The organism is Micromonospora sp. NPDC005252, from assembly GCF_042872475.1.
GTDB lineage: Bacteria > Actinomycetota > Actinomycetes > Mycobacteriales > Micromonosporaceae > Micromonospora.
Genome location: NZ_JBIAKN010000007.1, coordinates 1 through 23,088, shown reverse-complemented (window position 1 = coordinate 23,088; position 23,088 = coordinate 1). Strand labels below are relative to the sequence as shown.

Below are 23,088 nucleotides of genomic sequence, written 5' to 3'. Positions count from 1 at the left end.
TGAGCCGGTCCTGCGAGCCCCGCAGCCGCGAACAAAGGCTGACCAGTGAGCGCGAGCAGTGAGCGGTCGGGTGTCGACCGGAGCCTCGACGATCGACGGTGGACGGTGGCGGAGCGGGTCGCCGAGGTGGTCCGGCGGCGGTTTCCGGCCGAGGTGCTCGCGATCGCGGTCCACGGTCCCCTGGCGCACGGCGACGACGACGGTGGCGGGGACGGTGAGGTGGGGATGCTGGTGGTCACCTACCGGCCGGGCGCCGGGCCGCCGCCGGCGACCCGGCGGGTGGACGGGGTGCTTGTCGATCTGACCGTGGCCGCCGCCGACGACTACCTCGGGCAGGCCCGGGTGCTCTCCCCGTTGTGGCCGCTGACGGCCGACCGGTACGTCACCACCCGGTCCCTCTACGACCCGACGAGCTGGCTGCGGACGTTGCGGGACGAGCATCTCGGCCGGCTCGCCCGGGCCCGGCCGACGGAGTTCAGCACCGCGGCGCGGCAGGCCTGGTACCGGGGTAGCGCGGCGCACTCCCGGGCCGCCCGGTTGGCCGAGTGGTACGAGACGGACCAGGCGTTGCTGATGCTCGGTGAGGCGCGGTTGGCCGCGGCGACCGTGACCGGCCTGCTGGGCCGCACCTACTTCCGTGATCCGGGTGACGCGGTGCGGCGCACGGGGTTGGCCGGCGCGGACATGACGGAGGTCGGCGCGGTGCTGGCGCGGCAGGCCGAGGAGTTGGCGGCGCGTGGCCGCCCGGTCGACGGCACGATCGACGAGCTGCTCACCGGTTGACCGGCGTCACAGCCCGCCCTGCACTCCGATCAGTGAGCCGACCAGGTAGGTGGCGCCGGCCGCGGCGGCGCCCAGCACGAGTTGACGCAGGCCGCTGGTCCACCAGGGTCGGTTGGTGAACCGGGCCACCACGGCACCGGCGGCGAACAGGCCGAGCCCACCCACGGCGAGCGCCAGCCAGAGTTCGGTGGCGCCCAGCAGGTACGGCAGCAGCGGGATCAGCGCCCCCACCGAGAAGAACAGGAACGAGGAGATCGCCGCCGCCCAGGGGCTCGGCTGGTCGTCGGGGTCGACGCCCAACTCCTCGCGGACGTGCACCCGCAGCGCCTCCTCCGGGTCCCGCCGTACCGCCTCGGCGACCTGGGTGGCGAGGTCGCGGGGCAGGCCCCGGGCCACCCACGCGTCGGCCAGCTCGCGGGCCTCCGCCTCGGGGTGCCGCTCCAGCTCGCGCCGCTCCTTGGCCACCTCGGCGGCGACCTGTTCGTTGGCCGAGCGCACGCTCGTGTACTCGCCGAGCCCCATCGAGATCGCACCGGCCACCAGGCCGGCGGACCCGGTCAGCACGATGCTGCGCGGCGACACGCCACCGCCGCCGACGCCGGCGATGAGGGCGATGTTGGTGACCAGGCCGTCCATCGCGCCGAAGACGGCCGGGCGCAGCCAGCCGCCGGAGACGTCCGCGTGGTGTGCCTCGCGCAGGGCCGCGGGAGTGTCGGTCACGGCAGGGTCAGGATCTCGTGGCCGTCGTCGGTGACGACGATGGTGTGCTCGAACTGGGCGGTCCACCTGCGGTCCTTGGTGACCACCGTCCACCCGTCGTCCCACATGTCGTACTGGTAGGTGCCGAGGGTGATCATCGGCTCGATGGTGAAGGTCATCCCCGGCTCCATGATGTCGGTGGGGCGGGGGCTGTCGTAGTGCGGCACGTAGAGCCCGCTGTGGAAGGTCTCGCCGATCCCGTGGCCGGTGAAGTCGCGGACCACGCCGTAGCCGAACCGCTTGGCGTACGACTCGATGACCCGGCCCACCACGTTGATCTGGCGGCCCGGGGCGACCGCGCGGATGCCGCGCATCATCGCCTCGTGGGTGCGTTCGACGAGCAGCCGGGCCTCCTCGCTGACCTCGCCGACGCAGAAGGTGGCGTCGGTGTCACCGTGCACCCCACCGATGTACGCGGTCACGTCGACGTTGATGATGTCGCCGTCGGTCAGGACGGTGGAGTCCGGGATGCCGTGGCAGATGACCTCGTTGACGCTGGTGCAGCAGGACTTGGGGTAGCTCCGGTAGCCGAGCGTCGACGGGTACGCGTCGTGGTCGCAGAGGAACTCGTGCACCAGACGGTCGATCTCGTCGGTGGTCACGCCGGGCTTGCAGTGCTCACCGGCGAGCTGGGTCGCCTGGGCGGCGAGCCGGCTGGCGATCCGCATCTTCTCGATGGTCTCCGGCGTCTGCACGTGCGAGCCGCGCCACTGCTGCGGGCTCTTCTTACCCACGTACTCCGGGCGGGGAATGTGGGCGGGCACCGGTCGCATCGGGGAGAGCGTGCCTGGGGTCAGCGGCGGACGGACGGTCATGCCCCAAGCCTATCGCCGGAGGAGCTGGTGACCCGTGCCACGGCCCGGCAGTCCCGGTTGTTGCCCTGCCAGGTCGGCTGTGCCATGGTGTCTGCGTGGATCAAGGGGGAGCACCACCCGTCTTCTCCGCCAGCGCGGAGATCGACGGAGAGCACCTCCGCGTGGTGGTGACCGGCGAGGTCGACATGGCGACCGCCGACACGATGCTCCAGACCGCCCTGCGCGAGCCCGCCCGTCGGATCACCCTCGACCTGCGCGCCGTGACCTTCTTCGACTCGGCGGCCATCCACGCCCTGGTCCGGCTCGCCCAGCAGTTCTCCGGCACGCTCACCGTGCTGCCGTCCCGGCAGGTCCGCCGGGTGCTGGAGATCTCCGGCCTGGGCGACCAGGGCTGGCTCGACCCGGTCTGAGATCGCCGACGCACCCGGCCGCCGGCACCCCGGCCACCGGGTCCGGGGTCAGCCCTGCAACTGCCGGCGCAGCGTCACCTCGGTGCCCTCGTCGGTACGCCGCACCATCAGGTCACCCAGCGCCTTGATCAGTGACAGGCCGCGCCCCCGGAACCCGGAGTCGGTCGGCTCCCGCCACTGCCCGGTGTCGCGCACGGTGGCGATCACCGTCCGGTCCTCGATGGCCACCTCGACGCTGATCACCGCCTCGGCGGGTTGGACGGGGTGCTCGATGGCGTTCGCGGCGGCTTCCGACACCGCCACGGTCAGGTCGAACAGGTCCGTCTCGCCGACGTTGTGCGCCACGAGGAAGTCCTCCAGGCGCTTGCGCAGCACGCTCAGTCGGGTCGGGTCCGCCGGCAGCCGCAACGCGAACCGGTTCAGCTCGGCCGCCTCCAGGGCGAGCACCGCCACGTCGTCGCGGCGCGGCCGTCCGGTGACCCGCTCGACCACCGTGTCGATCAGGTCCGTCACGTGTTCGCCGGGGGTGGCGGCGTCGGCGCGCAGCTGCGCGAGCGCGGCGTCGATACCGAGCTGACGGTCCTCGATCAGCCCGTCGGTGTAGAGCAGCAGCCGGCTGCCAGCGGGCAGCTCCCCCTCGACCGTCCGGTACGTCGTGTCGGGGATGACGCCGACCGGCGGGCCGAGCGCGCGGTCGTGCAGGAACGCCACGTCGTCTCCTCGGATCAGCAGGGGGGACGGATGACCGGCGCTGGCGTAGCGCAGCCGGGCGGTACGGGGGCTGAACAGCAGGCAGACCACTGTCGCGAACGAGCGCCCCTCGGTGGACCCGACCAACCGGTTGAGCCGGGTCAGCGACTCACCCGGGTCGAAGCCCTCCAGCAGGTACGCCCGCAGCGCGTTGCGCAGCTGCCCCATCGCCGCGGCGGCCTGGACGCCCTTGCCGACCACGTCGCCGATGACCAGCACCAGGTCGTCTCCGTCGAGCCTCATCGCGTCGTACCAGTCCCCACCGACCTCGACGTCGGCGCTGCCCGGCAGGTACCGGCTCGCGACGACCGCGCCCGGCATCTGGGGCAGCGACCTCGGCAGCAGGCTGTGCTGCAACGTGGCGGCGATGCGGTGTTCGGCCTCGTAGAGCTGGGCGTTCTCCAGCCGAACGCCGACCAGCCGGGCCAGCTGGGTGAGCGCGGCCTCGTCGGCCTGCGCGTCGTCGCCGGCAGCCTGCCAGACCCGCAACTCGCCGAGCTGCTCGCGGGTGGTGCCGGTCAGCGCGGCCACGAAGGACGGGTCGGTGGCGGTGACGCCACCGCCGTCGGCTTCGGCGCGGGCGCCGGCCGCGGTGACCACGACCCGGGCGGCCTCGGCGAGGCTGAGCGCGTGCCGGGCGGCGACGTGCAGCACATCGGTGGTGGAACGGGCGGTGTTGACCGCCACCGCCGCGTCGGCCAGCGCCCGAAGCCGACGGATGATCTGCCCGCGCAGCTGGCCCAGCTCGACGTTGGCCCGGACCCGGGCGATCAGCTCCTGCCCGGAGAACGGCTTGGTCAGGTAGTCGTCGGCGCCCACGGAGAGGCCGGCGACCGCCTCGGCGGAACCGGCGCGGGCGGAGAGCAACACGATCGGCACGTCGCGGGTGCGGGGGTCCGTGCGCAGCGCGCCGACCAGGCCGAACCCGTCCAGCCGGGGCATCATCACGTCGGTGAGCACGAGGTCGAACCCGCCCGCACGGGCCAGCGTCAGGGCCGCCAGACCGTCGCTCGCGGTGACCACCTCCCAGGTCGGGGAGAGCAACCGGGTCACGTGCTCGCGCAGGTCGACGTTGTCGTCGACGACCAGGATCCGGCCGGCCGGGGCCGCGTCGGTCGGCTGACGGTCGGTCGGCCCGGGCATGTCCTCGTCGGCCCACAGGGCCGTCTCCGCCACGTACAGCCGGGCCTGCTCGGGCTCGCCCGTGGGCAGGGGGGCGAACGCGGCGACCCGGTCGGCGGGCAGGTGCGCCGATCCGAACGGGACGGTCACCGTGAAGGTGCTGCCCTCGTCGATCTGGCTGGTCACACCGACGTCGCCGCCGTGCATCTCGACCAGTTCCCGGACCAGCGCGAGCCCGATCCCGGTGCCCTCGTGGGTGCGGGCGCGCACCCCGGGCACCCGGTGGAACCGCTCGAAGACGTGCGGCAACTCGGCCGGCACGATGCCCACGCCGGTGTCGGTGACCTCCAGCCGGGCGACGGCGTCGTCGGCCCGGATCCGCACCCGGATCTCGCCGTCGAAGGTGAACTTCACCGCGTTCGACACCAGGTTGAGGACGATCTTCTCCCACATGTCCCGGTCGATGAAGACCGGCGCCGGCAGCGGCGGGCAGTCCACCACCAGGCGCAGCCCGGCGCGCTCGGTGGCCGAGCGGAAGGTGCTGGCCAGCCGGGCGGTGTAGCCGGCCAGGTCGGTGGGCTGGTAGCGGGCGGCCAGCCGACCGGATTCCAGTCGGGAGAAGTCGAGCACGGTGTTGACCAGCTTGAGCAGTCGCAACGCGTTGCGGTGCATCACGACGAGCCGGTCGGTGTAGGCGGCGGGCAGCTCCGGGTCGGCCAGCATGTCCTCCAGCGGGCCGAGCACCAGGGTCAACGGCGTACGGAACTCGTGGCTGACGTTGGCGAAGAAGTTGGTCTTCGCCCGGTCCAGCGCGGCCAGCTCGGCGGCGCGGGCGCGCTCCTGCTCGTACGCCCGCTGGGTGCCCACCGCGCGGGAGATCTGCGCGGCCACCAGGTCGAGGAAGTCGCGGTACTCGTCGCCCAGCGGCAGCTGGCGGGCGACGCCGGCGACCAGCGCGCCGACCGTCTCGTTGGCCGCCTTGACGGGCAGCACGAGCGCCACGTCGGCGGCGTCGGCCGGTGGCTGGGCGAGCAGACCGCTCACCTCGATGGTGGCCGGCGAGCCCTCGGCGACCAGCTCGCCGAACGTGTCGGGCGGGACATTGACCGCGGCCGGGTCGACGCGGCTGGCGGCGGTCAGGGTGAACCGGCCGGTGGAGTCGGCCAGGTAGATCAGCGCGAACGGCACGTCGGCGGAGTGCCGGGCGAGCACGTCGGCGGCGGTCCGGCCCAGCTCGCCCGCGCTGATCACGTCGGCCAGCTCGGTGCCCAGCTCCGACAACGCCCGCAGCCGGCGTTCGCCCACCACCCGCCCGGTGGTCTCGTTGACGATGCAGTAGACGCCGCTGACCGCGCCGTCGGCACCCCGGATCGGGTCGTACGAGACGTCGAAGTAGGTCTGCTCGACGAAACCGGAGCGGTCCAGCAGGAAGGGGTGGTCCTCGCCGCGGTAGGAGAGCCCGGTGCGCCGGACCCCGTCGAGCAGCGGACCGAGGACGTCCCACGTCTCGGCCCAGTGGTGTCGGGCCGGCTGGCCGAGCACGTGCGGGTGCTTGCTGCCGATGGTCGGCCGGTAGGCGTCGTTGTAGAAGGCGAGCTGGTCGTCGCCCCAGAACATGACGATCTGCGCGCTGGAGGAGAGCATCATGCCGATCGCGTTGGAGAGCGCCGCCGGCCAGCCGGACGGCCCGCCCAGGGGGTGGGTGGACCAGTCGAAGGCGCGGATTCGCTCACCCAGCTCACCGCCGCCCGCGTACGCGGCGGCGAGCAGCGGGGAGGTCTCGTGGACGTCCGCGAAGGAATGCCCCGCATCCGCGCCCCCCTGGGCCGAGCTCATGCAGCCTCCCCCGCTTCGGCCGTACCCCGCAGCCGTTGATCTTCACGCGCCGTGCTCCGACTTGTACCCCGGCGGACCAGCAACGTAACGCATGACGCCCCTTGGACGCTGGTTACCCGTGCCGCACCCGTCGCCGACCCGGCAGCGCGGGGGCGTACGCGGGCCCAGGGAGGCCGCCGGGAGCGCCCTGACCTGTCAGAAGACCGGGAGTCCGTCGATGCTCGCGGCGTTCTTGGTGGCGCGGTAGGTCACCAGATCATCGGCCGTACGGCGGGAGTGTGAGGTAAGCAACAGGTCACGCTCCGCGCGGTAGTCCATCAGCGGCACCGCATAACCGCAGGAGTCGCTGACCCGCTCGACCTCCACCGTGATCACGGCCCGCACGGCGTGCACGTCCGGCGGCGCGGGAAACTCGGCGAGCCGATCCGCGTAGCCCGCCTCGGTCACCGCGACGCTGCTGCCCCTGCCGTGCAGGCGCACGATCTTCGGGGGCCCGTCGAACGCGCAGAACATCAGCGTGATGCGGCCGTTGTCGCGCAGGTGGGCGATGGTCTCCGCGCCGCTGCCGTGGTAGTCCAGGTAGGCCACCCGGTGCGGGCCGAGGATCACGAAGGTGCCCGTCATGCCCTTCGGCGAGACGTTGACGTGCCCCTCGGGCCCGGACGGCGCGGTGGCCACGAAGAAGACCGGCTGGCCCGCGATGAACTCCCGCAGACGACCGTCGATCTCTGGATAGACCTTGCCCATGCGGTGATCCTCCCATCGCGCCCGTCCCGCGCCGGGGCGACCTGCGTCACACCGTCGGCGACCCCGCCGCGTCCACGCCCTCGTGGCGGACCCGCACCGGCGGGCCGGACGCTCGCCGGCGGGCGGCCCGGACCAACGCCGTGATCGGACGCGGGTCCGGCTCGTTCTCCGGATGCCACTGCACCCCGAGCACGAACGGACGGTCCGGGTCCTCAACCGCCTCGATCACGCCGTCCGCCGCCCAGCCGCTGACCGCGAGCCGCCCCGGCGTGGCGACCGCCTGATGGTGGTACGAGTTGACCCGGTCCACCCCGGCCAGCGTCCTCGCCGCCAGACTCCCCGGCGCGAACCGCACCGGATGGGTGCCGTAGACCCCCGGGGCCGGACGGTGCGCCTCCGAACCGACGACGTCGGGTAGGTGCTGGTGCAGGGTGCCCCCGTACGCCACGGCGAGCAGCTGCATTCCCCGACAGACACCCAGCACCGGCAGGTCGGCGGCGAGGGCGGCCGTCAGCAGGGTCAGCTCACCGGCGTCCCGGTCCGGCCGGTCCTCGGTCCGCGGGTGCGGCTGCTGGCCGTACCGCCCGGGACCGACGTCGGCGCCCCCGGCCAGCAGGAGCCCGTCGAGGACCGCCAGCACGTCACCGTCGGAGTCGTCCGGGGGCAGCACCACCGCACGACCACCGGCAGCGGTCACCGCCCGCACGTACGCCTCCGGCACCAGCACCGCCCGCACACCGCGCCACACGGCCCAGTCGGCGGGCTCGACGTACGCGCTGATCCCGATCAGCGGCCGCCTCACCGGACGGCCAGCGTTCGCGACTGCGGGGCTCGCAACACCGGCTCACTCCTCGCGCTCACAGGGGAGTCACGTATGCGCCGGTGATCCCGCCGTCGACCACGAACTGCGCGGCGGTCATGAACGAGGCGTCGTCGCTGGCCAGGAACGCCACCGCGGCGGCGATCTCCTCCGGCTGCCCGAAGCGGCCCATCGGCACGTGCACCAGTCGGCGGGCAGCCCGCTCCGGGTCGGCGGCGAACAGCTCCAGCAGCAACGGGGTGGCCACCGGGCCGGGACAGAGCGCGTTGACCCGGATGCCCTCGCGGGCGAACTGCACACCCAGCTCCCGGGTCATCGCCAGCACCCCACCCTTGCTGGCGGTGTACGCGATCTGCGACGTCGCCGCGCCCATCAGCGCCACGAACGAGGCGGTGTTGATGATCGAGCCCTTGCCCTGGCGGCGCATGTGCGGGATCGCGTACTTGCAGCACAGGTAGACGCTCGTGGTGTTGACCCGGAGGACCCGTTCCCACGCGTCCAGGCCGGTGTCCAGGATGGAGTCGTCGTCCGGCGGGGAGATGCCGGCGTTGTTGAACGCGACGTCCACCCGGCCGTGCCGGTCGGCCACCCCGTCGAACAGGTCGCGGACCGCCGACTCGTCGGCCACGTCGGTGCGGACGAACTCGCCGCCGCACTCCTCGGCGGCCTTCTCGCCAGCCGCCTCGTCGATGTCCACGCAGACCACCCGGGCCCCCTCGGCGGCGAACCGCCGCACGGTGGCCAACCCGATGCCGCTGCCCGCTCCGGTGACCACGGCCACCCGGTCCTGCAATCGACCCTGCACTGGCGTCACTCCTCTGTCGCGATGAACACGTTCTTGACGTCGGTGAAGGAGTGCAGCGCGTCCGGGCCCAGCTCACGGCCGAGCCCGGAACGCTTCATCCCACCGAACGGGGTCCAGTAGCGCACCGAGGAGTGCGAGTTGACGCTGAGGTTGCCCGACTCGACGGCGCGGGCCATCCGCAGCGCGCGGCCCACGTCCCTGGTCCAGATCGAGCCGGAGAGGCCGTACTCGGTGTCGTTGGCGAGCCGGACCGCGTCCGCCTCGTCGTCGAACGGGAGCACCGACACCACCGGTCCGAAGATCTCCTCCCGCCAGTGCCGGTCGGCCGGCGAGTCGGCCAGCAGCACCGTCGGCGCGTGCCAGAAACCGGGGCCGTCCGGGCGGGAGCCGGTGAAGGCGACAGTCGCCCCGGTCACGTAGCCGGCGACCCGGTCCCGCTGGGCCGCCGAGATCAGTGGACCCATCTCGGCGGTGTCCCGGGACGGGTCCTCCACCCGCACCGCGCGTACCGCCGGTTCGAGCAGTTCCAGGAACCTGTCGTACACCGGGCGTTGGACCAGGATCCGCGACCGTGCGCAGCAGTCCTGGCCGGCGTTGTCGAAGACCGCGCCCGGCGCGGTCGCGGCGGCGCGCTCCAGGTCGGCGTCGGCGAACACGATGTTCGCGCTCTTGCCGCCCAACTCCAGGGTGAGTCGCTTCACCTGGGCGGCGCAGCCGGCCATGATCCGGGTGCCGACCTCGGTGGAGCCGGTGAAGCAGATCTTGCGGACCGCCGGATGGCTGACGAACCGCTCCCCCACCACCGCGCCCTCGCCCGGAATGACGGTGAACACGTCGTCGGGCAGGCCGGCCTCGCGCGCCAGCTCGGCCAGGCGCAGCGCGGTGAGCGGGGTCAGCTCGGCGGGTTTGAGCACCACTGTGTTGCCGGCGGCGAGGGCCGGGGCGAACCCCCAGGCGGCGATGGGCATCGGGAAGTTCCACGGCACGATCACGCCGACCACGCCGAGCGGCTCGTGGAAGGTGACGTCCAGGCCGCCGGGCACCGGGATCTGCCGTCCGGTCAACCGCTCCGGCGCTCCGGCGTAGTAGTCCAGCACGTCGCGAACGTTGCCGGCCTCCCAGCGGGCGTTGCCGACGGTGTGCCCGGAGTTGCGGACCTCCAACGCGGCCAGCTCGTTCAGGTGCGCGTCGACGGCGGCGGCGAACCGCCGCAGCAGCCGGGCCCGGTCCCCCGGCGCGACGACCCGCCACGCCTCGAACGCCTTCGCGGCACGCGCGATCGCCGCGTCCACCTCCGCCACCGAGGCCCCGGAAACCTCCCGAAACCCCTCCCCGCTGGCCGGATCCACCACCACGGTCACGCCGCTACCCCCTACCCCTGCGCAATCTCGCAGGTGCTGCACGAACCACCGACACAACGTGCGAGATCACGGAGGACGGACCAGGGGTTAGAGGCGCTCGAAGCCACGGGTCAGCTCCCAATCCGTCACCGCCGCGTCGTACGCCGCGAGTTCCACTCTTGCCTGGTTGGCGTAGTGGGCGACCACCTCGTCGCCGAACGCCTCCCGGGCCACCGTCGACGCCTCCCAGAGCGCCAGTGCGTCGCGCAATGTGCCGGGGACCCGTTCGGCCTGCGGATCGTCGTACGCGTTGCCGGTGCACTCCTCGCCCAGCTCCAGCTCCCGCTCGATGCCGTGCAGCGCGCCCGCGACCAACCCGGCGATCGCCAGGTACGGGTTGACGTCGGCCCCCGGCACCCGGTTCTCCACCCGCATGCCCTGCCCGTGCCCCACCACCCGCAGGGCGCAGGTGCGGTTGTCCACCCCCCAGCGCAGTGCCGTCGGGGCGAACGAGCCCGGCTGATAACGCTTGTAGGAGTTGATGTTCGGGGCGAAGAGCAGGCTGAACTCCCGCATGGTGGCGAGCAGCCCGGCGAGCACCCGCTGCCCGGTCTCCGACAGGTGCGCCGGCCCGTCGCCGAGCATCGCCGAGGCGCCCGTCCGGTCGCGCAGCGAGAAGTGGATGTGGCAGGAGTTGCCCTCCCGCTCGTTCGGCTTGGCCATGAAGGTGATCGCCATGCCCTCCTGGGCGGCGATCTCCTTGGCCCCGTTCTTGTAGATCACGTGGTGGTCGGCGCAGGCCACGGCCTCGTCGTAGCGGAAGGCGATCTCGTGCTGGCCGAGGTTGCACTCGCCCTTGGCGCTCTCCGGGGTCAGCCCGGCGCCAGCCATCTCGGTGCGGATCCGGCGCAGCAGCGGCTCCACCCGGGCGGTGCCGAGCAGCGAGTAGTCCACGTTGTACTGGTTGGCCGGGGTGAGGTCGCGGTAGCCGCGCCGCCAGGCATCCTCGTACGAGTCGCGGAACAGCACGAACTCCAGCTCGGTGCCGGCGTACGCGGTCAGCCCGTGCTCGGCCAGCCGGTCCAGTTGCCGGCGCAGGATCTGCCGGGGCGAGGCGACCACGTCACCGGAGCCGTCCAGCCAGGTCAGGTCGGCCAGCAGCAGGGCGGAGCCGGGCTGCCAGGGCACCCGACGCAGGGTGGCGAAATCCGGCACCATCGCGAAGTCGCCGTAGCCGCGCTCCCAGCTCGACATCGCGTACCCGTCGACGGTGTTCATGTCGACGTCCACGGCGAGCAGGTAGTTGCAGCCCTCGCTGCCGTTGGCCACCACCTGGTCCAGGAAGAACGGCGCGTGGAACCGTTTGCCCTGCAGGCGGCCCTGCATGTCGACGAGGGCCAGCACGACGGTGTCGATCTCGCCCTCGGCGACGGCGACCCGCAGTTGTTCCAGCGTGAGCGGAGCTTTCGTCATTCGCGGGCCTCCATCACCAAGGTCTACTGGCAAACCGGATCACCGTCAATGCCCCCGGCGCCGAGGGCGGCAAACCCGGTGACCGCACCGGCGGGACGGCCGCGATGACCGTCCCGCCGGGCGGGTGTCAGGCCGGGCCGTCGACCGGCGCCGGGTCGGCCGCCGGCGCGGGTTCCTCGACGGTACGCACCGGGCCGGCGAACCACTTCCGGGCCGAGGCGTACCACCAGACCGCGACCACCAGCAGCACCCCGCCCACGGCGAGCGGCGCGTAGTTCACCGCCGACCAGGTGAAGTCGTCGTTGCCGGGCACGCCGGCCGGCACGATCGGCAGCACGAAGTACACGGCGATGACCGCGATCTCGATGACCGCGATCCAGCCGAGCAGCTTGTACTTGCGCCCCAGCGTCCACGGGCCGGGTACGAACCGGTCGCCGAGGCGCAGCCGCAGCGCGATCGGGATGAGGAAGGACAGGTAGAGGCCGATCACCGCGACGGAGACCACCGCGTAGAAGGCGATCGGGATGCCGGCCGAGCTCTCGTAGAGCGCCGGCAGGGTCAGCACCAGGCCGGCGATGGTGGTGCCGATGATCGCGTTGACCGGGGTGCCGTTGCGGTTCACTCTCGACCAGAGCCGCCAACCCGGCACCGCACGGTCCCGACTGAAGGCGTACGCCATCCGGCTCATCGAGGTGATGCAGCTCATCCCGCAGAAGAACTGCCCGATCGTGGAGATGATGATGACGATCTTGAAGAAGACCGGGGTCAGGGCGGACTCGAAGATGGCGCCGGAGAAGCCGCCGGCGGCGTTGACCGCCTCGACGTCGGTGGCCGCGAACAGGAACGCCAGCAGCAGGATCCAACCGCCGACCGCCGAATAGAAGATCGACTGCCAGAGCCCGCGCGCGGCGGCCTGCGAGGCGCCCCGGGTCTCCTCGGAGACGTGCGCGCAGGCGTCGAAGCCGGTGATCGTGTACTGGGTGAGCAGGAAGCCCAGCGGCAGCACGTAGAACCAGAACGTCAGCCCGCCGGTGTCCCCGTCACCGAAGCCCGAGTTGTTGAACCGCTCGGTGAACACGAACTGGAAGCTCTGGTGATCGTCCGGAACGAACACCAGGATGGCCACCACGACTGCCGCGCCGGCCACGTGCCACCAGACCGAGACGTTCTGGAGTACGTCGATGATCCGGTGCCCGAAGATGTTGATGAGGCCGTGCAGCGCCAAGATGATCACGAAGAGGACGAACGCCTGCCGCAGCGTCCCGGCCCAGCCGTCGAAGAGAGCCGACAGGGTGAGGTTGAGGAAGGTCGCGCAGCCGTAGTCGACCGAGGCGGTGACCGCGACCAGGCCGATGAGGTTCAACCAGCCGGTGAACCAGCCGTGCACCGGGCGGCCCATGGTCGCCGCCCACCAGTAGATTCCGCCCGCCGTCGGGTAGGCCGACACCAGCTCGGCCATGCAGAACCCGATGATCAGGATGAACAGTGAGATCAGCGGCCAGCCCCAGGAGATGGCGACCGGCCCGCCGTTGTTCCACGCCTGGCCGAAGGTGGTGAAGCAGCCGGCCAGGATCGAGATGATGGAGAACGAGATGGCGAAGTTGGAGAAGCCACTCCACTTGCGGCGTAGCTCCTGCTTGTAGCCGAGTTCGGCGAGTCGTCGGGCGTCGTCGTCGATCGGTTGCTCTGCGGTCGGCACGGGCGTCGTGGCCACTGCACACCTCCCTGAGGTGGTTCCGCGAACGAGTGCGCAAAGTGTCGTCCCGCCGATCAAGACAGGTCAATACAGCGCCGGTGGGAATCTCACCGCCGTCCCGGCTAATTGCGTTGCCGCCCGTCCAGCCCGCCCGCATGCTTGACCTCGTGACCAGGCCCGATCGCGACGGGCCACCACCGGGCGCTCGGACCGCCCGGCACCGCGGCGGCGCGGGGCACGCCTCTCTCTCCGTACGGCAACCGCCGTACCCACAAATGCCCCGCGCCGCCCCCTCCGCTCCCGGGTGCGGGGGGTGGGTCAGGTTAGTAGGAGGCCGGTTACCCAGAGGGCGCCGATGGTCAGGCCGGCCAGGAATTCCACCAGCATGGACAGGCCAGCCGCCTTGAGCGCCTGCACGGTGGACGGCCAGGCGAGCCGGTTGCTGCCCAGCCGCAGCCGCTCCGCGGCCCACACTCCCGCGACGAAGCCCAGCAGCAGACCGACCACGGGGATCACGAAGAACCCCACCAGACCGAGCGCGCCCCCGGCCAGCAGGGACGACGTCGGCACGCCTGTGCGTTTGAGGTTCCTGCCCGGCCACAGGTACTTCACGACGATGCCTCCGACCGCGACCAGTGTCGCGGCGGCGAACACCGCCCAGCCACCCGGGCCGGCACCACCGAAGATCGCCCAGACCAGTACCCCACCCCAGCACAGCGGCAGCGCCGGCAGGCCGGGCACCACCACGCCAGCCAGCCCGGCCAGGATGGCCAGCGCGGCCACCACGGCCACCACCGTCTGCGAGTCGTTCAGGCTCACGCCGTCGCCTTCCGTCGCCACCATCGGGACCGGCCCGATCCACCGCTCACGCCGTCGCCCGCCGCAGCCGGGCGGTGATCTCCTCGGCCGGCGACGGTGCGCCGAAGTACCGCCCCTGCCCGGTGTCGCAGCGCAGCGCTCGCAGCCGCTCGGCCTGCACCGGGGTCTCCACCGCCTCGGCGGTGACCCACAGCTCCAGCGCGTGCGCCAACCGGACCAACGCGTCGACGATCCGCTCGTCGCGGTGGTCCGCCACCGCGTCCGTCCCGTCGGCGCGGATGCCCTCGACGAACGGGCCGGCCAGCTTCAGGCAGTGGATCGGCAGCCGCCGCAGGTACGCGAGGTTGGAGTACCCGGTGCCGAAGTCGTCGACCGCCAGCCGGACGCCCAGCGCCGCGAGTCGGTGCAGGCTGCGCAGCGGCTCGCCGGCGCTGCCCATCACGGCGCTCTCGGTCAACTCCAGCTGCAACAGCTCCGCCGGCAGGCCGCTGGTGGCCAGCGCGTCCGCCACCGTCGCGACGATCGCCGGGTCGTCGGCCTGCCGGGCGGCCAGGTTGACGCTGACCACGAGCCGGGCCTCGGGGAACTCCCGCCGCCAGCGTTCGGCGTCGTGGCAGGCCCGCCGCAGCACCCACTCGCCGAGCCGGACGATCAGGCCGGTCTCCTCGGCGAGGCCGATGAACCGGTCCGGGCCGATCAGGCCCAGCTCCGGGTGCTCCCAGCGGACCAGCGCCTCCACCGCGAGCATCGTGCCCTCCAGCAGCGACACGATCGGCTGGTAGTGCAGCACGAACTCGCCCCGGTCCAGCGCGGCCGGCAGCCCGGCGACCAGCGCCGACCGGGCGAGGTCGCGGGCGCTGCGCTCCGGGTCGTACACCGCCCACCGGCCGCGGCCGGCGGCCTTGGCCCAGTAGAGCGTCGTGTCGGCGGCCTTCATCAGCTCCGAGGCGGTGGTCTCCGCGGCCGGGCAGTCCACGATGCCCACGCTGGCGGAGACCGCCAACTGCTGGTCGCCGAGGTGCACCGGGGCGGCGACGGCGGCCAGCGCGGCCTCCGCCACGGCCACCGCGTCGTCGACGTCGTCGCCGCCGTCGACCAGGATGACGAACTCGTCGCCGCCCATCCGGGCGACCAGGTGGCCGTGGTCGGCCACGCACTCGGCGAGCCGCCGGCCGATCGCCACCAACAGCCGGTCGCCGAGGTCGTGGCCGAGGCTGTCGTTGATCGCCTTGAAGCCGTCCAGGTCGAGGAAGCACACCCCGACCCGTTGACCGGGCCCGGCGGTGTCGAAGACCCGGCCCAGCGTCTCGAAGAACAGGGTCCGATTGGGCAGTCCGGTCAGCGGGTCGTGCAGCGCCTGGAAACGCAGCCGCTGCTGGAGTTCGTACCGCTCGGTGATGTCCTCGATCATGGCGACGGTGAAGCGGGGTCGCCCGTCGTCGTACCGGATCAACGAGACGGCCAGGTCCGTCCAGACGATAGTGCCGTCCTTGCGGTGGTAGCGCTTCTCCACGCGGACCGAGTCCTGCTTGCCCTCGATCAGCTCCTGGTACAGCTCCCACATGCCGGCGGCGTCGTCGGCGTGGAACAGCTCGGCCACGTTCATCTCGCACAGCTCTTCGATCGAGTAGCCGAGCATGTCGGCGAACGCCGTGTTGACGTCGATGATCTGGCCGTCCACCCCGGCGATGCCGATCCCGATCGCCGCGCCGGTGAAGACCGCCCGGAACCGCGCCTCACTGTCGCGCAGCGCCTGCTCGACCTCGTCGCGGGCCTGCCAGGCCGAGCGGGCGATGCGCTCCTGCTGGGTGAAGGTGCGGTCGCGCAGCGCGCGGGCGAACCCGGCGGCCAACCCGCCCTGCACCGCCGCGATCCGCTCGCCCAGGTCGGCCGGCCGGTCGCCGGACGCCAGGACCCGATCGGGGAAGTCGTCACCGAGCGCGCGCAGCGACCACTCCAACGCCCGGGGCTCGGTCAGGTGCGCCTCCACCAGCGCCCGCCCGACCTCCTCGGCGGGGCGGGCGCTGAACGGCTCGGCCCGCACCACCTGGGCGAGCCGGACGGTGTGCAGCAGCAACAGCCGCTCGGTCTCGGCCGCGCTGAGCGGCACGAAACCGATGCGGCGTACGGCGCGGGCCCAGTCGGCGGCGTAGCCCTGGGCGCCGCCCCGGCCGACGTCGACCCCGGTGGGGTCCGGGACGGCGGCCACTGGAATCAGCCGGCGGGCTGGTCGTACCGGGCCGCGCCCCCGAAGGCGCCGAACCGCTCCGGGTGCTCATCCACGTCGGCCGGCGAGTCGGGACGCCACAGTGGCATGTGCACCACGCCCGGTTCGAGCACCGTCCAGTCGCCGAAGAAGCCGGTGACCTGCGCGCGGGAGCGCAGGGTGATCTCGGTGGCCGTCCGGGCGGAGAGGCGCTGGGCGTCCAGCATCTCCTGCGGCTGGTCCTCGAAGGTCGAGTGCGAGATGACCAGGAAGCTGCCGGGCGCGGCGGCGGCCCGCAGGGTGGACAGGATCTCCTCGGGACCGTCGGCGTCCGGGATGAAGTGCACCACCCCGGCCAGCAGGATGCCCATCGGTCGACTGAAGTCGATCAGCCCGAGCCGCCGGGTCTCGGCAAGGATGCGCTCCGGCTCGCGCAGGTCGGCGTGGATCACCCCGGTCAGGTCATTGCCGGCGAGCAGCTCACGGCTGTGCGCGACGGCGACCGGGTCGATGTCGACGTAGACCACCCGGGCCTTGGGGTTGGCCGCCTGGGCCACCTCGTGCACGTTGCCCACTGTCGGAATGCCGGAGCCGATGTCGAGGAACTGGTCGATGCCGGCGTCGAGCAGCACCCGGACGGCTCGGCGCAGGAACTCCCGACCGGAGCGCATGGTGGCGGCGAGATTCGGGGTCATGCTGGCGATCTGCTCGGCCAACTGCCGGTCGACCTCGAAGTTGTGCGCCCCGCCCAGGAAATAGTCGTACACCCGGGCCGCGCTCGGCCTGGTCAGGTCAATCTCGGTCGGCAGTGCGTCCGGCATCAGTGTGCTCCCCAGTTCGTCGCCGCGGCGCGAGGCGGCACCGGCGTCGACGAGCGCGCGCGACCGCCGGCCGACCCCGCGGGTCGTGTGGTGTGGACCACTCTAGGCCGACAACTCCCACGTACGGCAGATCCCTTCACGTAACTTTCCGCGCTCAGGCGGCCGACTCCAGCAGCAGCGAGATGCCCTGCCCGACGCCGATGCACATGGTGGCGAGGGCCCGGCGGCCGCCGCGACGGCGCAGCTCCAGGGCGGCGGTCAGCGCCAGCCGCGCGCCGCTGGCGCCCAGCGGATGCCCGAGCGCGATCGCGCCACCGTTCGGGTTGACGTGCTCGGCGTCGACCGGCAACCCCAACTCGCGCAGCACCGCCACGGACTGCGCGGCGAACGCCTCGTTCAACTCGATGACGTCCACCGCGCCCAGCTCCACGCCGACCCGGTCGAGCAGCTTGCGGGTGGCCGGCACCGGGCCGATTCCCATGATCCGCGGCGGTACGCCGGCCGTCGCCGCGCCGCCGATGCGGGCCAGCGGGGTGAGGCCGTACCGCTGCACCGCCGCTTCACTGGCCACCAGCAGCGCGACCGCGCCGTCGTTGACGCCCGAGGAGTTGCCGGCGGTCACCGTGCCGCCGTCGCGGAACGGGGTGGGCAGCGCGGCCAGCTTCTCCAGCGACGTCTCCCGGGGGTGCTCGTCGACCTCGACCAGTCGGGTCTCCCGGCGACCGGCCGGCACGGACACCGGCACGATCTCCTCGGCGAACCGGCCGTCGGCCTGCGCCTTGGCGGCGCGCTGCTGCGAGCGGTACGCGCAGGCGTCCTGCTCGGCCCGGTCGACGCCGTACTCGGCGGCCACGTTCTCCGCCGTCTCCGGCATCGAGTCGACGCCCCAGCCGTCACGCATCAGCGGGTTGACCAGCCGCCAGCCCAGGGTCGTGTCATACATCTCGGCCGAGCGGGAGTACGCCGAGGTCGCCTTCGGCACGACGAACGGCGCCCGGCTCATGCTCTCCACCCCACCGGCGACCACCAGGTCCGCCTCGCCGGCCACGATGGACCGGGCGGCGATGGCGAGGGCGTCCAGACCGGAGCCGCAGAGCCGGTTGACGGTGCTGCCCGGCACCTCCTCGGGCAGGCCGGCGAGCAGCGCCGCCATGCGGGCCACGTTGCGGTTGTCCTCGCCGGCCTGGTTGGCGCAGCCGAGCACGACGTCGTCGACGCGGGCCCAGTCCACCGACGGGTGCCGGGCGACCAGCTCGCGGATCACGTGTGCGGCCAGGTCGTCGGGGCGGACGCCGGCCAGCGCGCCGGCGTACCGGCCGATGGGGGTACGGACACCGGCCACCAGGTATGCCACGGTCATCGCGAGTCCTTCGGGGGTGGGAAGGGCGGGGGTGCGGGCGTCCACCGGGTCGCGGGGGACTCCCCAGCCGCCAGGATATCCACGCTCCCAGCGGATAGGTTGGCGGCATGGCCCGGGCCCAGTTCAGCGCAGAGACCAGCCGTGGTGGCGCTTTCGTCCGCCAGCCCAACCGCTTCACCGGTCGGGTCACCCCCCACTCGACCTCCCCGCCGGGTGGCGGCCCGGACGAGCAGGACCGCTGGCCACTGGAGGCCGGCCGGTACCGGCTGATCTGGTGCCGCGCGTGCCCGTGGGCGGACCGGGCGAGGATCGTGCGCGGCCTGCTCGGGCTGGACGACGCGATCTCGCTGGGCACCGTCGACCCGATCCGGGACGAGCGGGGCTGGGCGTTCGCCCTCGACCCGGACGGCTTCGACCCGGTCCTCGGTGTCAGCTTCCTCTCCGAGGCGTACCTGGCCACCGACGAGGACTACACCGGCCGGGTGACCGTGCCGGCGCTTGTCGACACGCTGACCGGCCGGGTGGTCACCAACGACTACCCGCAGCTCACCCTCGACTTCTCCACCGAGTGGCGGTCGCTGCACGCGCCCGGCGCACCCGACCTGTACCCGGTCGCGCTGCGCCCGGAGATGGACGCGCTGATGGCCGAGATCCACCACGACGTCAACAACGGCGTCTACCGGTGCGGGTTCGCCACCTCGCAGGAGGCGTACGACGAGGCGTTCCGGGCGCTCTTCGCCCGACTGGACGCGCTGTCCGAACGCCTGGCCGGGCAGCGCTACCTGATGGGAGACGCGATCACCGAGGCCGACGTGCGGCTGTTCACCACGCTGGTGCGCTTCGACGCCGCGTACCACGGGCACTTCAAGTGCAACCGCAGCAAGCTGACCGAGATGCCGGTGCTCTGGGCGTACGCCCGGGACCTGTTCCAGACCCCGGGCTTCGGCGAGACGGTGGACTTCGACCACATCAAGCGGCACTACTACGGCACCCACCGGGAGATCAACCCGACCGGCATCGTGCCGCTGGGGCCCGACGAGTCCGGTTGGACGACGCCGCACGGGCGTGGCTGAGCCGGGGCGGGCCGGCACCGCGACGGCACCCGTCGCCCGCGGGGACGTCGCCCGCCGGGTCGCCGGGTCCGCCGCCGCCGGCTGCGCGGTGGCCGGCGCGGTCGCGGTGACGGTCGCGGTCGTCGCCGGTCCCGGTCCCGGTCTCACCGGGTACGTGAGCGAGGCGGGTATCGCCGGCAGCGCGCACGCCGTGACGTACCGGATCGGGGTTCTCGCCCTGGCTGGCGCGTTGCTGCTGATCGCCGCGGCGCTGCCTCCCGGGGTGCGGGTGGCGCCGGCGCTGCTCGCCACCGGCGCGGTGCTCACCGCGGTGTCCGGGGCGGTGACCTGCTCCGCCGGCTGCCCACTGCCGCCGTTCGAGCGCACCACGGTGGCCGACCTGGTGCACGGAGGCGCGAGCATCGCGGCGACGGCGGCGGTGGTCCTCGCCATGATCGCGCTGGCCGTGTCCGGGCCGGCCGGGCCGGTGGTCCGCCGGTTGGCGGCCGGCACGGCCGCGCTCGCCCTGCCGCTGTGCGCGACGGTCGGCCTGGCCATGCTCGTGGTCGGCCGGGGCGCCCTGGTCGGCGTGGTGGAGCGGCTGGTTCTCGGGCTCGCGGTGCTGTGGGGCGTGGCCACCGGCACGGCCCTGGCCCTGGCCCGCCGCGAGCGGGGCTTGTAAGGAGCGTCACGGCCGCCGTTCCTTGCAGATCGCGCTGATCGGCGTACTGTCGGCGAGCGATGACCAATGTCTGGGGCCTGACCGTTCGCCTGTATGTCGATCTCCGACTGCAGGCCAGCGGCATCTGTCCGGCGTAGCCGCCCTCCTCGCGCCTACCCCGACCAGAACAGACAATTGGACACTTCATGCCCTTCGGCCTGCGCAAAATTCCGTTCTCCGTGCAGATCCTTCTCGGCCTCGTGCTCGGCGTCGCGCTCGGCTTCCTGGCCCGCAGCAACGACCTGAGCTGGCTGACCAGCACCCTGCACACCGTCGGCAGCCTCTTCATCCAGCTCCTCAAGCTGGCCGTGCCGCCGCTGGTCTTCACCGCCATCGTGGTCAGCGTGGTCAGCCTGCGCGGCGTGGCCAACGCCGCCCGGCTCGCGCTGAAGACCCTGATGTGGTTCGGCATCACCGCACTGATCGCGGTGAGCATCGGCATCGGCCTCGGCCTGCTCGTCAACCCGGGCCGCGGCGTGAGCCTCGACCTGGGTGGCGCGACCCCGCCCAAGAACACCGGCTCCTGGACGGACTTCCTCACCGGCATCGTGCCCACCAACCCGGTCGGCGCGTTCGTCGAGGGCAACGTCCTCCAGATCGTCTTCCTCGCCCTCGTGGTGGGTGCCGCGGCCCTGCTGGTCGGCGACGCCGCCGAGCCCTTCGTGGCGCTGAACCGCTCGCTGCTGGAAATCGTGCAGAAGGCCCTGTGGTGGGTCATCCGACTCGCCCCGATCGGCACCCTCGGCCTGATCGGCAACGCCGTCGCCTCGTACGGCTGGGACCTGCTGGCCCCCCTCGCGAAGTTCACCACCGCCGTCTACGTCGGCTGCGCCATCGTGCTGTTCGTGGTCTACCCGCTGGTGCTGATCCTCGCCGGCCGGCTCAACCCGCTGCGCTTCTTCGCCGGCGCCTGGCCCGCGATCGAGCTGGCCTTCGTGTCCCGCTCGTCGGTGGGCACCATGCCGGTGACCCAGCGCTCCGTCGAGCGGCTCGGCGTCCCGCGCGAGTACGCCTCGTTCGCGGTGCCGTTCGGCGCCACCACGAAGATGGACGGCTGCGCCGCGATCTACCCGGCCCTCGCCGCGATCTTCGTGGCGCAGGTGTTCGGCGTGCACCTCGGCGTCACCGACTACCTGCTCATCGCGTTCGTCTCGGTGGTCGGCTCGGCGGCCACCGCCGGCCTGACCGGGGCGATCGTGATGCTCACCCTCACCCTGAGCACGCTGGGTCTGCCGCTGGCCGGCGCCGGCCTACTGCTGGCCATCGACCCGATCCTGGACATGATCCGTACCGCCACCAACGTGGCCGGGCAGGCGCTCGTGCCGACCGTGGTCGCCGCCCGTGAGGGCACCCTCGACCGGGCCGCGTACGAGTCCGCGGGCCGCCGGGATCTCGTCGACCCGGAGCCGGTCGCCGACACCCGGCCCGAGCTCAGCCCCGTCCCTGCCTGACAAGTCACTGCACGACGACGGGCCCCTCTACCCGGGGCCCGTCGCCGTTTCGGAGAGGATGACCTGATGAGTTCCCTGTTCACTCCCCTGGCCCTGCGCGGGGTCACCCTGCCCAACCGGATCGCCATGGCGCCGATGTGCCAGTACTCGGCCGGACCGGACGGCCTGCCCACCGACTGGCACCGCATCCACCTTGGCAGCCGCGCGGTCGGCGGGGCCGGGCTGGTGCTGACCGAGGCGACCGCCGTACTCCCCGAGGGTCGGATCACCCCGCAGGACACCGGGTTGTGGTCCGACGCGCACGTGGACGCCTGGCGACCGATCACCGCGTTCGTCGCCGCCCACGGTGCGGTGCCGGCCGTCCAGCTCGCGCACGCCGGTTTCAAGGCCTCCACCTACCGGCCGTGGGCGCCGGAGCGCGGCGGAGTGCCGGACGCCGAGGGCGGCTGGACGCCCGTCGCCCCCGGGTCCGAGCCGTTCACGCCCGGCTACCGGACGCCGACCGCCCTCGACGCGGCGGGCATCGCCAGGGTGGTCGAGGCGTTCGCCGCAGGCGCCGAGCGGGCCCTCGCCGCCGGCTTCGCCGCCGTGGAGATCCACGCCGCGCACGGTTACCTGCTCAACGAGTTCCTGTCGCCGCTGACCAACCACCGCACCGACGCGTACGGCGGCGATCGGGCCGCCCGGATGCGGCTCACCCTGGAGGTCGCCCGCGCCGTGCGCGCCGCGGTCGGCGAGAGCGTGCCGGTGCTCACCCGGATCTCCGCCACCGACTGGGTCGAGGGCGGCTGGACCGTCGAGGACAGCGTGGTGCTCGCCGGTGAGCTGGCCGGCGTCGGCGTCGACCTGGTCGACGCCTCCTCCGGCGGCGTCAGCCCGGACCAGCGCATCCCGCTCGGCCCCGGCTACCAGGTGCCGCTGGCCGCCCAGATTCGCCGCGAGGCGGGCGTGCCGACCGGCGCGGTCGGCCTGATCGTCGAGCCGGAGCACGCCGAGGAGATCGTCGCCAACGGCGAGGCCGACCTGGTGCTGCTCGGCCGGGAACTGCTGCGCGACCCGTACTGGCCGCGCCGCGCCGCCGCGAAGCTCGGCGTCGCGTACAGCGGACCCGCCCAGTACGCCCGCGCCTGAGGATTTCCGCCGGTCGGGGGGGGGGCCGCGCCCCCCCCCCCCCCCCCCCCCCCCCCCCCCCCCCCCCCCCCCCCCGCCCCCCCCCCCCCCCCCCCCCCCCCCCCCCCCCCCCCCCCCCCCCCCCCCCCCCCCCCCCCCCCCCCCCCCCCCCCCCCCCCCCCCCCCCCCCCC

The 23,088-nt window shown here is 72.8% G+C and carries 19 protein-coding genes; 6 read left to right on the top strand and 13 right to left on the bottom strand.

Annotated features, from left to right (window positions below; genetic code table 11):
• Positions 1-45 precede the first annotated feature (45 nt).
• A complete protein-coding gene (locus ACFYPH_RS20415) occupies positions 46-783 on the top strand; it encodes a nucleotidyltransferase domain-containing protein (protein WP_354857635.1) in 738 nt (245 codons plus the stop codon).
• 6 nt (positions 784-789) lie between these two features.
• Here ACFYPH_RS20415 and ACFYPH_RS20410 read toward each other — a convergent pair whose 3' ends face one another.
• Both ACFYPH_RS20410 and map read right to left on the bottom strand, forming a co-directional pair.
• A complete protein-coding gene (locus ACFYPH_RS20410; RefSeq protein WP_354857632.1) occupies positions 790-1,503 on the bottom strand; it encodes a VIT1/CCC1 transporter family protein in 714 nt (237 codons plus the stop codon).
• The gene (map, locus tag ACFYPH_RS20405; protein WP_354857630.1) at positions 1,500-2,357 is read right to left on the bottom strand and encodes a type I methionyl aminopeptidase; all 858 of its coding nucleotides are present in this window, start codon (positions 2,355-2,357) and stop codon (positions 1,500-1,502) included. Before map ends, ACFYPH_RS20410 begins: the two co-directional genes overlap by 4 nt.
• Positions 2,358-2,452: 95 nt before the next feature.
• Between map and ACFYPH_RS20400 the strand changes: the two genes are divergently transcribed.
• Positions 2,453-2,767: an STAS domain-containing protein gene (locus tag ACFYPH_RS20400; protein WP_354857627.1), complete on the top strand. Its 315-nt coding sequence runs from the start codon at positions 2,453-2,455 to the stop codon at positions 2,765-2,767.
• Between the two features lie 48 nt (positions 2,768-2,815).
• On the opposite strand, the gene ACFYPH_RS20395 is transcribed toward ACFYPH_RS20400, so the two are convergent.
• From ACFYPH_RS20395 to pcaF, 11 genes are all read right to left on the bottom strand, one after another.
• Positions 2,816-6,475, bottom strand: coding sequence for a SpoIIE family protein phosphatase (locus ACFYPH_RS20395; RefSeq protein WP_387183817.1), 3,660 nt, complete (start codon positions 6,473-6,475; stop codon positions 2,816-2,818).
• A 195-nt stretch (positions 6,476-6,670) separates the two neighbouring features.
• On the bottom strand, positions 6,671-7,222 hold the full coding sequence (locus ACFYPH_RS20390; protein ID WP_354857623.1) for a pyridoxamine 5'-phosphate oxidase family protein: 552 nt from the start codon (positions 7,220-7,222) through the stop codon (positions 6,671-6,673).
• Positions 7,223-7,268: 46 nt separating this feature from the next.
• Positions 7,269-8,024 carry a gamma-glutamyl-gamma-aminobutyrate hydrolase family protein gene (locus ACFYPH_RS20385; protein WP_355066863.1) on the bottom strand — a complete coding sequence of 252 codons (756 nt, stop codon included), beginning with the start codon at positions 8,022-8,024 and terminating at the stop codon, positions 7,269-7,271.
• A 55-nt stretch (positions 8,025-8,079) separates the two neighbouring features.
• Entirely contained in the window at positions 8,080-8,847 is a 768-nt protein-coding gene (locus ACFYPH_RS20380; protein ID WP_354857619.1) for a 3-oxoacyl-ACP reductase, read from the bottom strand.
• Positions 8,848-8,852: 5 nt separating this feature from the next.
• Positions 8,853-10,208: an aldehyde dehydrogenase family protein gene (locus ACFYPH_RS20375; RefSeq protein WP_355066864.1), complete on the bottom strand. Its 1,356-nt coding sequence runs from the start codon at positions 10,206-10,208 to the stop codon at positions 8,853-8,855.
• An 87-nt stretch (positions 10,209-10,295) separates the two neighbouring features.
• Positions 10,296-11,660 carry a glutamine synthetase family protein gene (locus tag ACFYPH_RS20370; protein WP_387183812.1) on the bottom strand — a complete coding sequence of 455 codons (1,365 nt, stop codon included), beginning with the start codon at positions 11,658-11,660 and terminating at the stop codon, positions 10,296-10,298.
• 127 nt (positions 11,661-11,787) lie between these two features.
• Positions 11,788-13,374 (bottom strand): amino acid permease, encoded by a 1,587-nt coding sequence (locus ACFYPH_RS20365; RefSeq protein ID WP_354857612.1) that lies wholly within the window; start codon positions 13,372-13,374, stop codon positions 11,788-11,790.
• Positions 13,375-13,674: 300 nt separating this feature from the next.
• Positions 13,675-14,175 carry a DUF456 domain-containing protein gene (locus tag ACFYPH_RS20360; RefSeq protein ID WP_387183809.1) on the bottom strand — a complete coding sequence of 167 codons (501 nt, stop codon included), beginning with the start codon at positions 14,173-14,175 and terminating at the stop codon, positions 13,675-13,677.
• A 46-nt stretch (positions 14,176-14,221) separates the two neighbouring features.
• Positions 14,222-16,384 (bottom strand): putative bifunctional diguanylate cyclase/phosphodiesterase, encoded by a 2,163-nt coding sequence (locus ACFYPH_RS20355; protein ID WP_387183806.1) that lies wholly within the window; start codon positions 16,382-16,384, stop codon positions 14,222-14,224.
• Between the two features lie 5 nt (positions 16,385-16,389).
• Complete coding sequence (locus ACFYPH_RS20350) at positions 16,390-17,202, bottom strand: SAM-dependent methyltransferase (protein ID WP_354857605.1); 813 nt, start codon at positions 17,200-17,202, stop codon at positions 16,390-16,392.
• A gap of 154 nt (positions 17,203-17,356) precedes the next feature.
• On the bottom strand, positions 17,357-18,562 hold the full coding sequence (gene pcaF, locus ACFYPH_RS20345; protein WP_355066867.1) for a 3-oxoadipyl-CoA thiolase: 1,206 nt from the start codon (positions 18,560-18,562) through the stop codon (positions 17,357-17,359).
• Positions 18,563-18,669: 107 nt separating this feature from the next.
• Here pcaF and ACFYPH_RS20340 point away from each other — a divergent pair, with 107 nt between their 5' ends.
• The 4 genes from ACFYPH_RS20340 to ACFYPH_RS20325 all read left to right on the top strand — a co-directional run bounded on the left by ACFYPH_RS20340 (position 18,670) and on the right by ACFYPH_RS20325 (position 22,917).
• Positions 18,670-19,635, top strand: a complete 966-nt coding sequence (locus tag ACFYPH_RS20340) for a glutathione S-transferase family protein (protein ID WP_387183802.1) — start codon at positions 18,670-18,672, stop codon at positions 19,633-19,635.
• Entirely contained in the window at positions 19,628-20,296 is a 669-nt protein-coding gene (locus ACFYPH_RS20335; protein ID WP_354857598.1) for a DUF998 domain-containing protein, read from the top strand. Before ACFYPH_RS20340 ends, ACFYPH_RS20335 begins: the two co-directional genes overlap by 8 nt.
• 197 nt (positions 20,297-20,493) lie before the next feature.
• Positions 20,494-21,786 (top strand): dicarboxylate/amino acid:cation symporter, encoded by a 1,293-nt coding sequence (locus ACFYPH_RS20330; RefSeq protein WP_354857680.1) that lies wholly within the window; start codon positions 20,494-20,496, stop codon positions 21,784-21,786.
• Between the two features lie 66 nt (positions 21,787-21,852).
• Positions 21,853-22,917 carry an NADH:flavin oxidoreductase/NADH oxidase gene (locus ACFYPH_RS20325; RefSeq protein ID WP_363942357.1) on the top strand — a complete coding sequence of 355 codons (1,065 nt, stop codon included), beginning with the start codon at positions 21,853-21,855 and terminating at the stop codon, positions 22,915-22,917.
• Positions 22,918-23,088 lie beyond the last annotated feature (171 nt).

Bases quoted from the DNA above. Each gene is read 5' to 3' on its own strand.
- map (WP_354857630.1), bottom strand. From the start codon at position 2,357: ATGACCGTCCGTCCGCCGCTGACCCCAGGCACGCTCTCCCCGATGCGA.
- ACFYPH_RS20395 (WP_387183817.1), bottom strand. From the start codon at position 6,475: ATGAGCTCGGCCCAGGGGGGCGCGGATGCGGGGCATTCCTTCGCGGAC.
- ACFYPH_RS20390 (WP_354857623.1), bottom strand. From the start codon at position 7,222: ATGGGCAAGGTCTATCCAGAGATCGACGGTCGTCTGCGGGAGTTCATC.
- ACFYPH_RS20370 (WP_387183812.1), bottom strand. From the start codon at position 11,660: ATGACGAAAGCTCCGCTCACGCTGGAACAACTGCGGGTCGCCGTCGCC.
- ACFYPH_RS20350 (WP_354857605.1), bottom strand. From the start codon at position 17,202: ATGCCGGACGCACTGCCGACCGAGATTGACCTGACCAGGCCGAGCGCG.
- pcaF (WP_355066867.1), bottom strand. From the start codon at position 18,562: ATGACCGTGGCATACCTGGTGGCCGGTGTCCGTACCCCCATCGGCCGG.
- ACFYPH_RS20340 (WP_387183802.1), top strand. From the start codon at position 18,670: ATGGCCCGGGCCCAGTTCAGCGCAGAGACCAGCCGTGGTGGCGCTTTC.
- ACFYPH_RS20325 (WP_363942357.1), top strand. From the start codon at position 21,853: ATGAGTTCCCTGTTCACTCCCCTGGCCCTGCGCGGGGTCACCCTGCCC.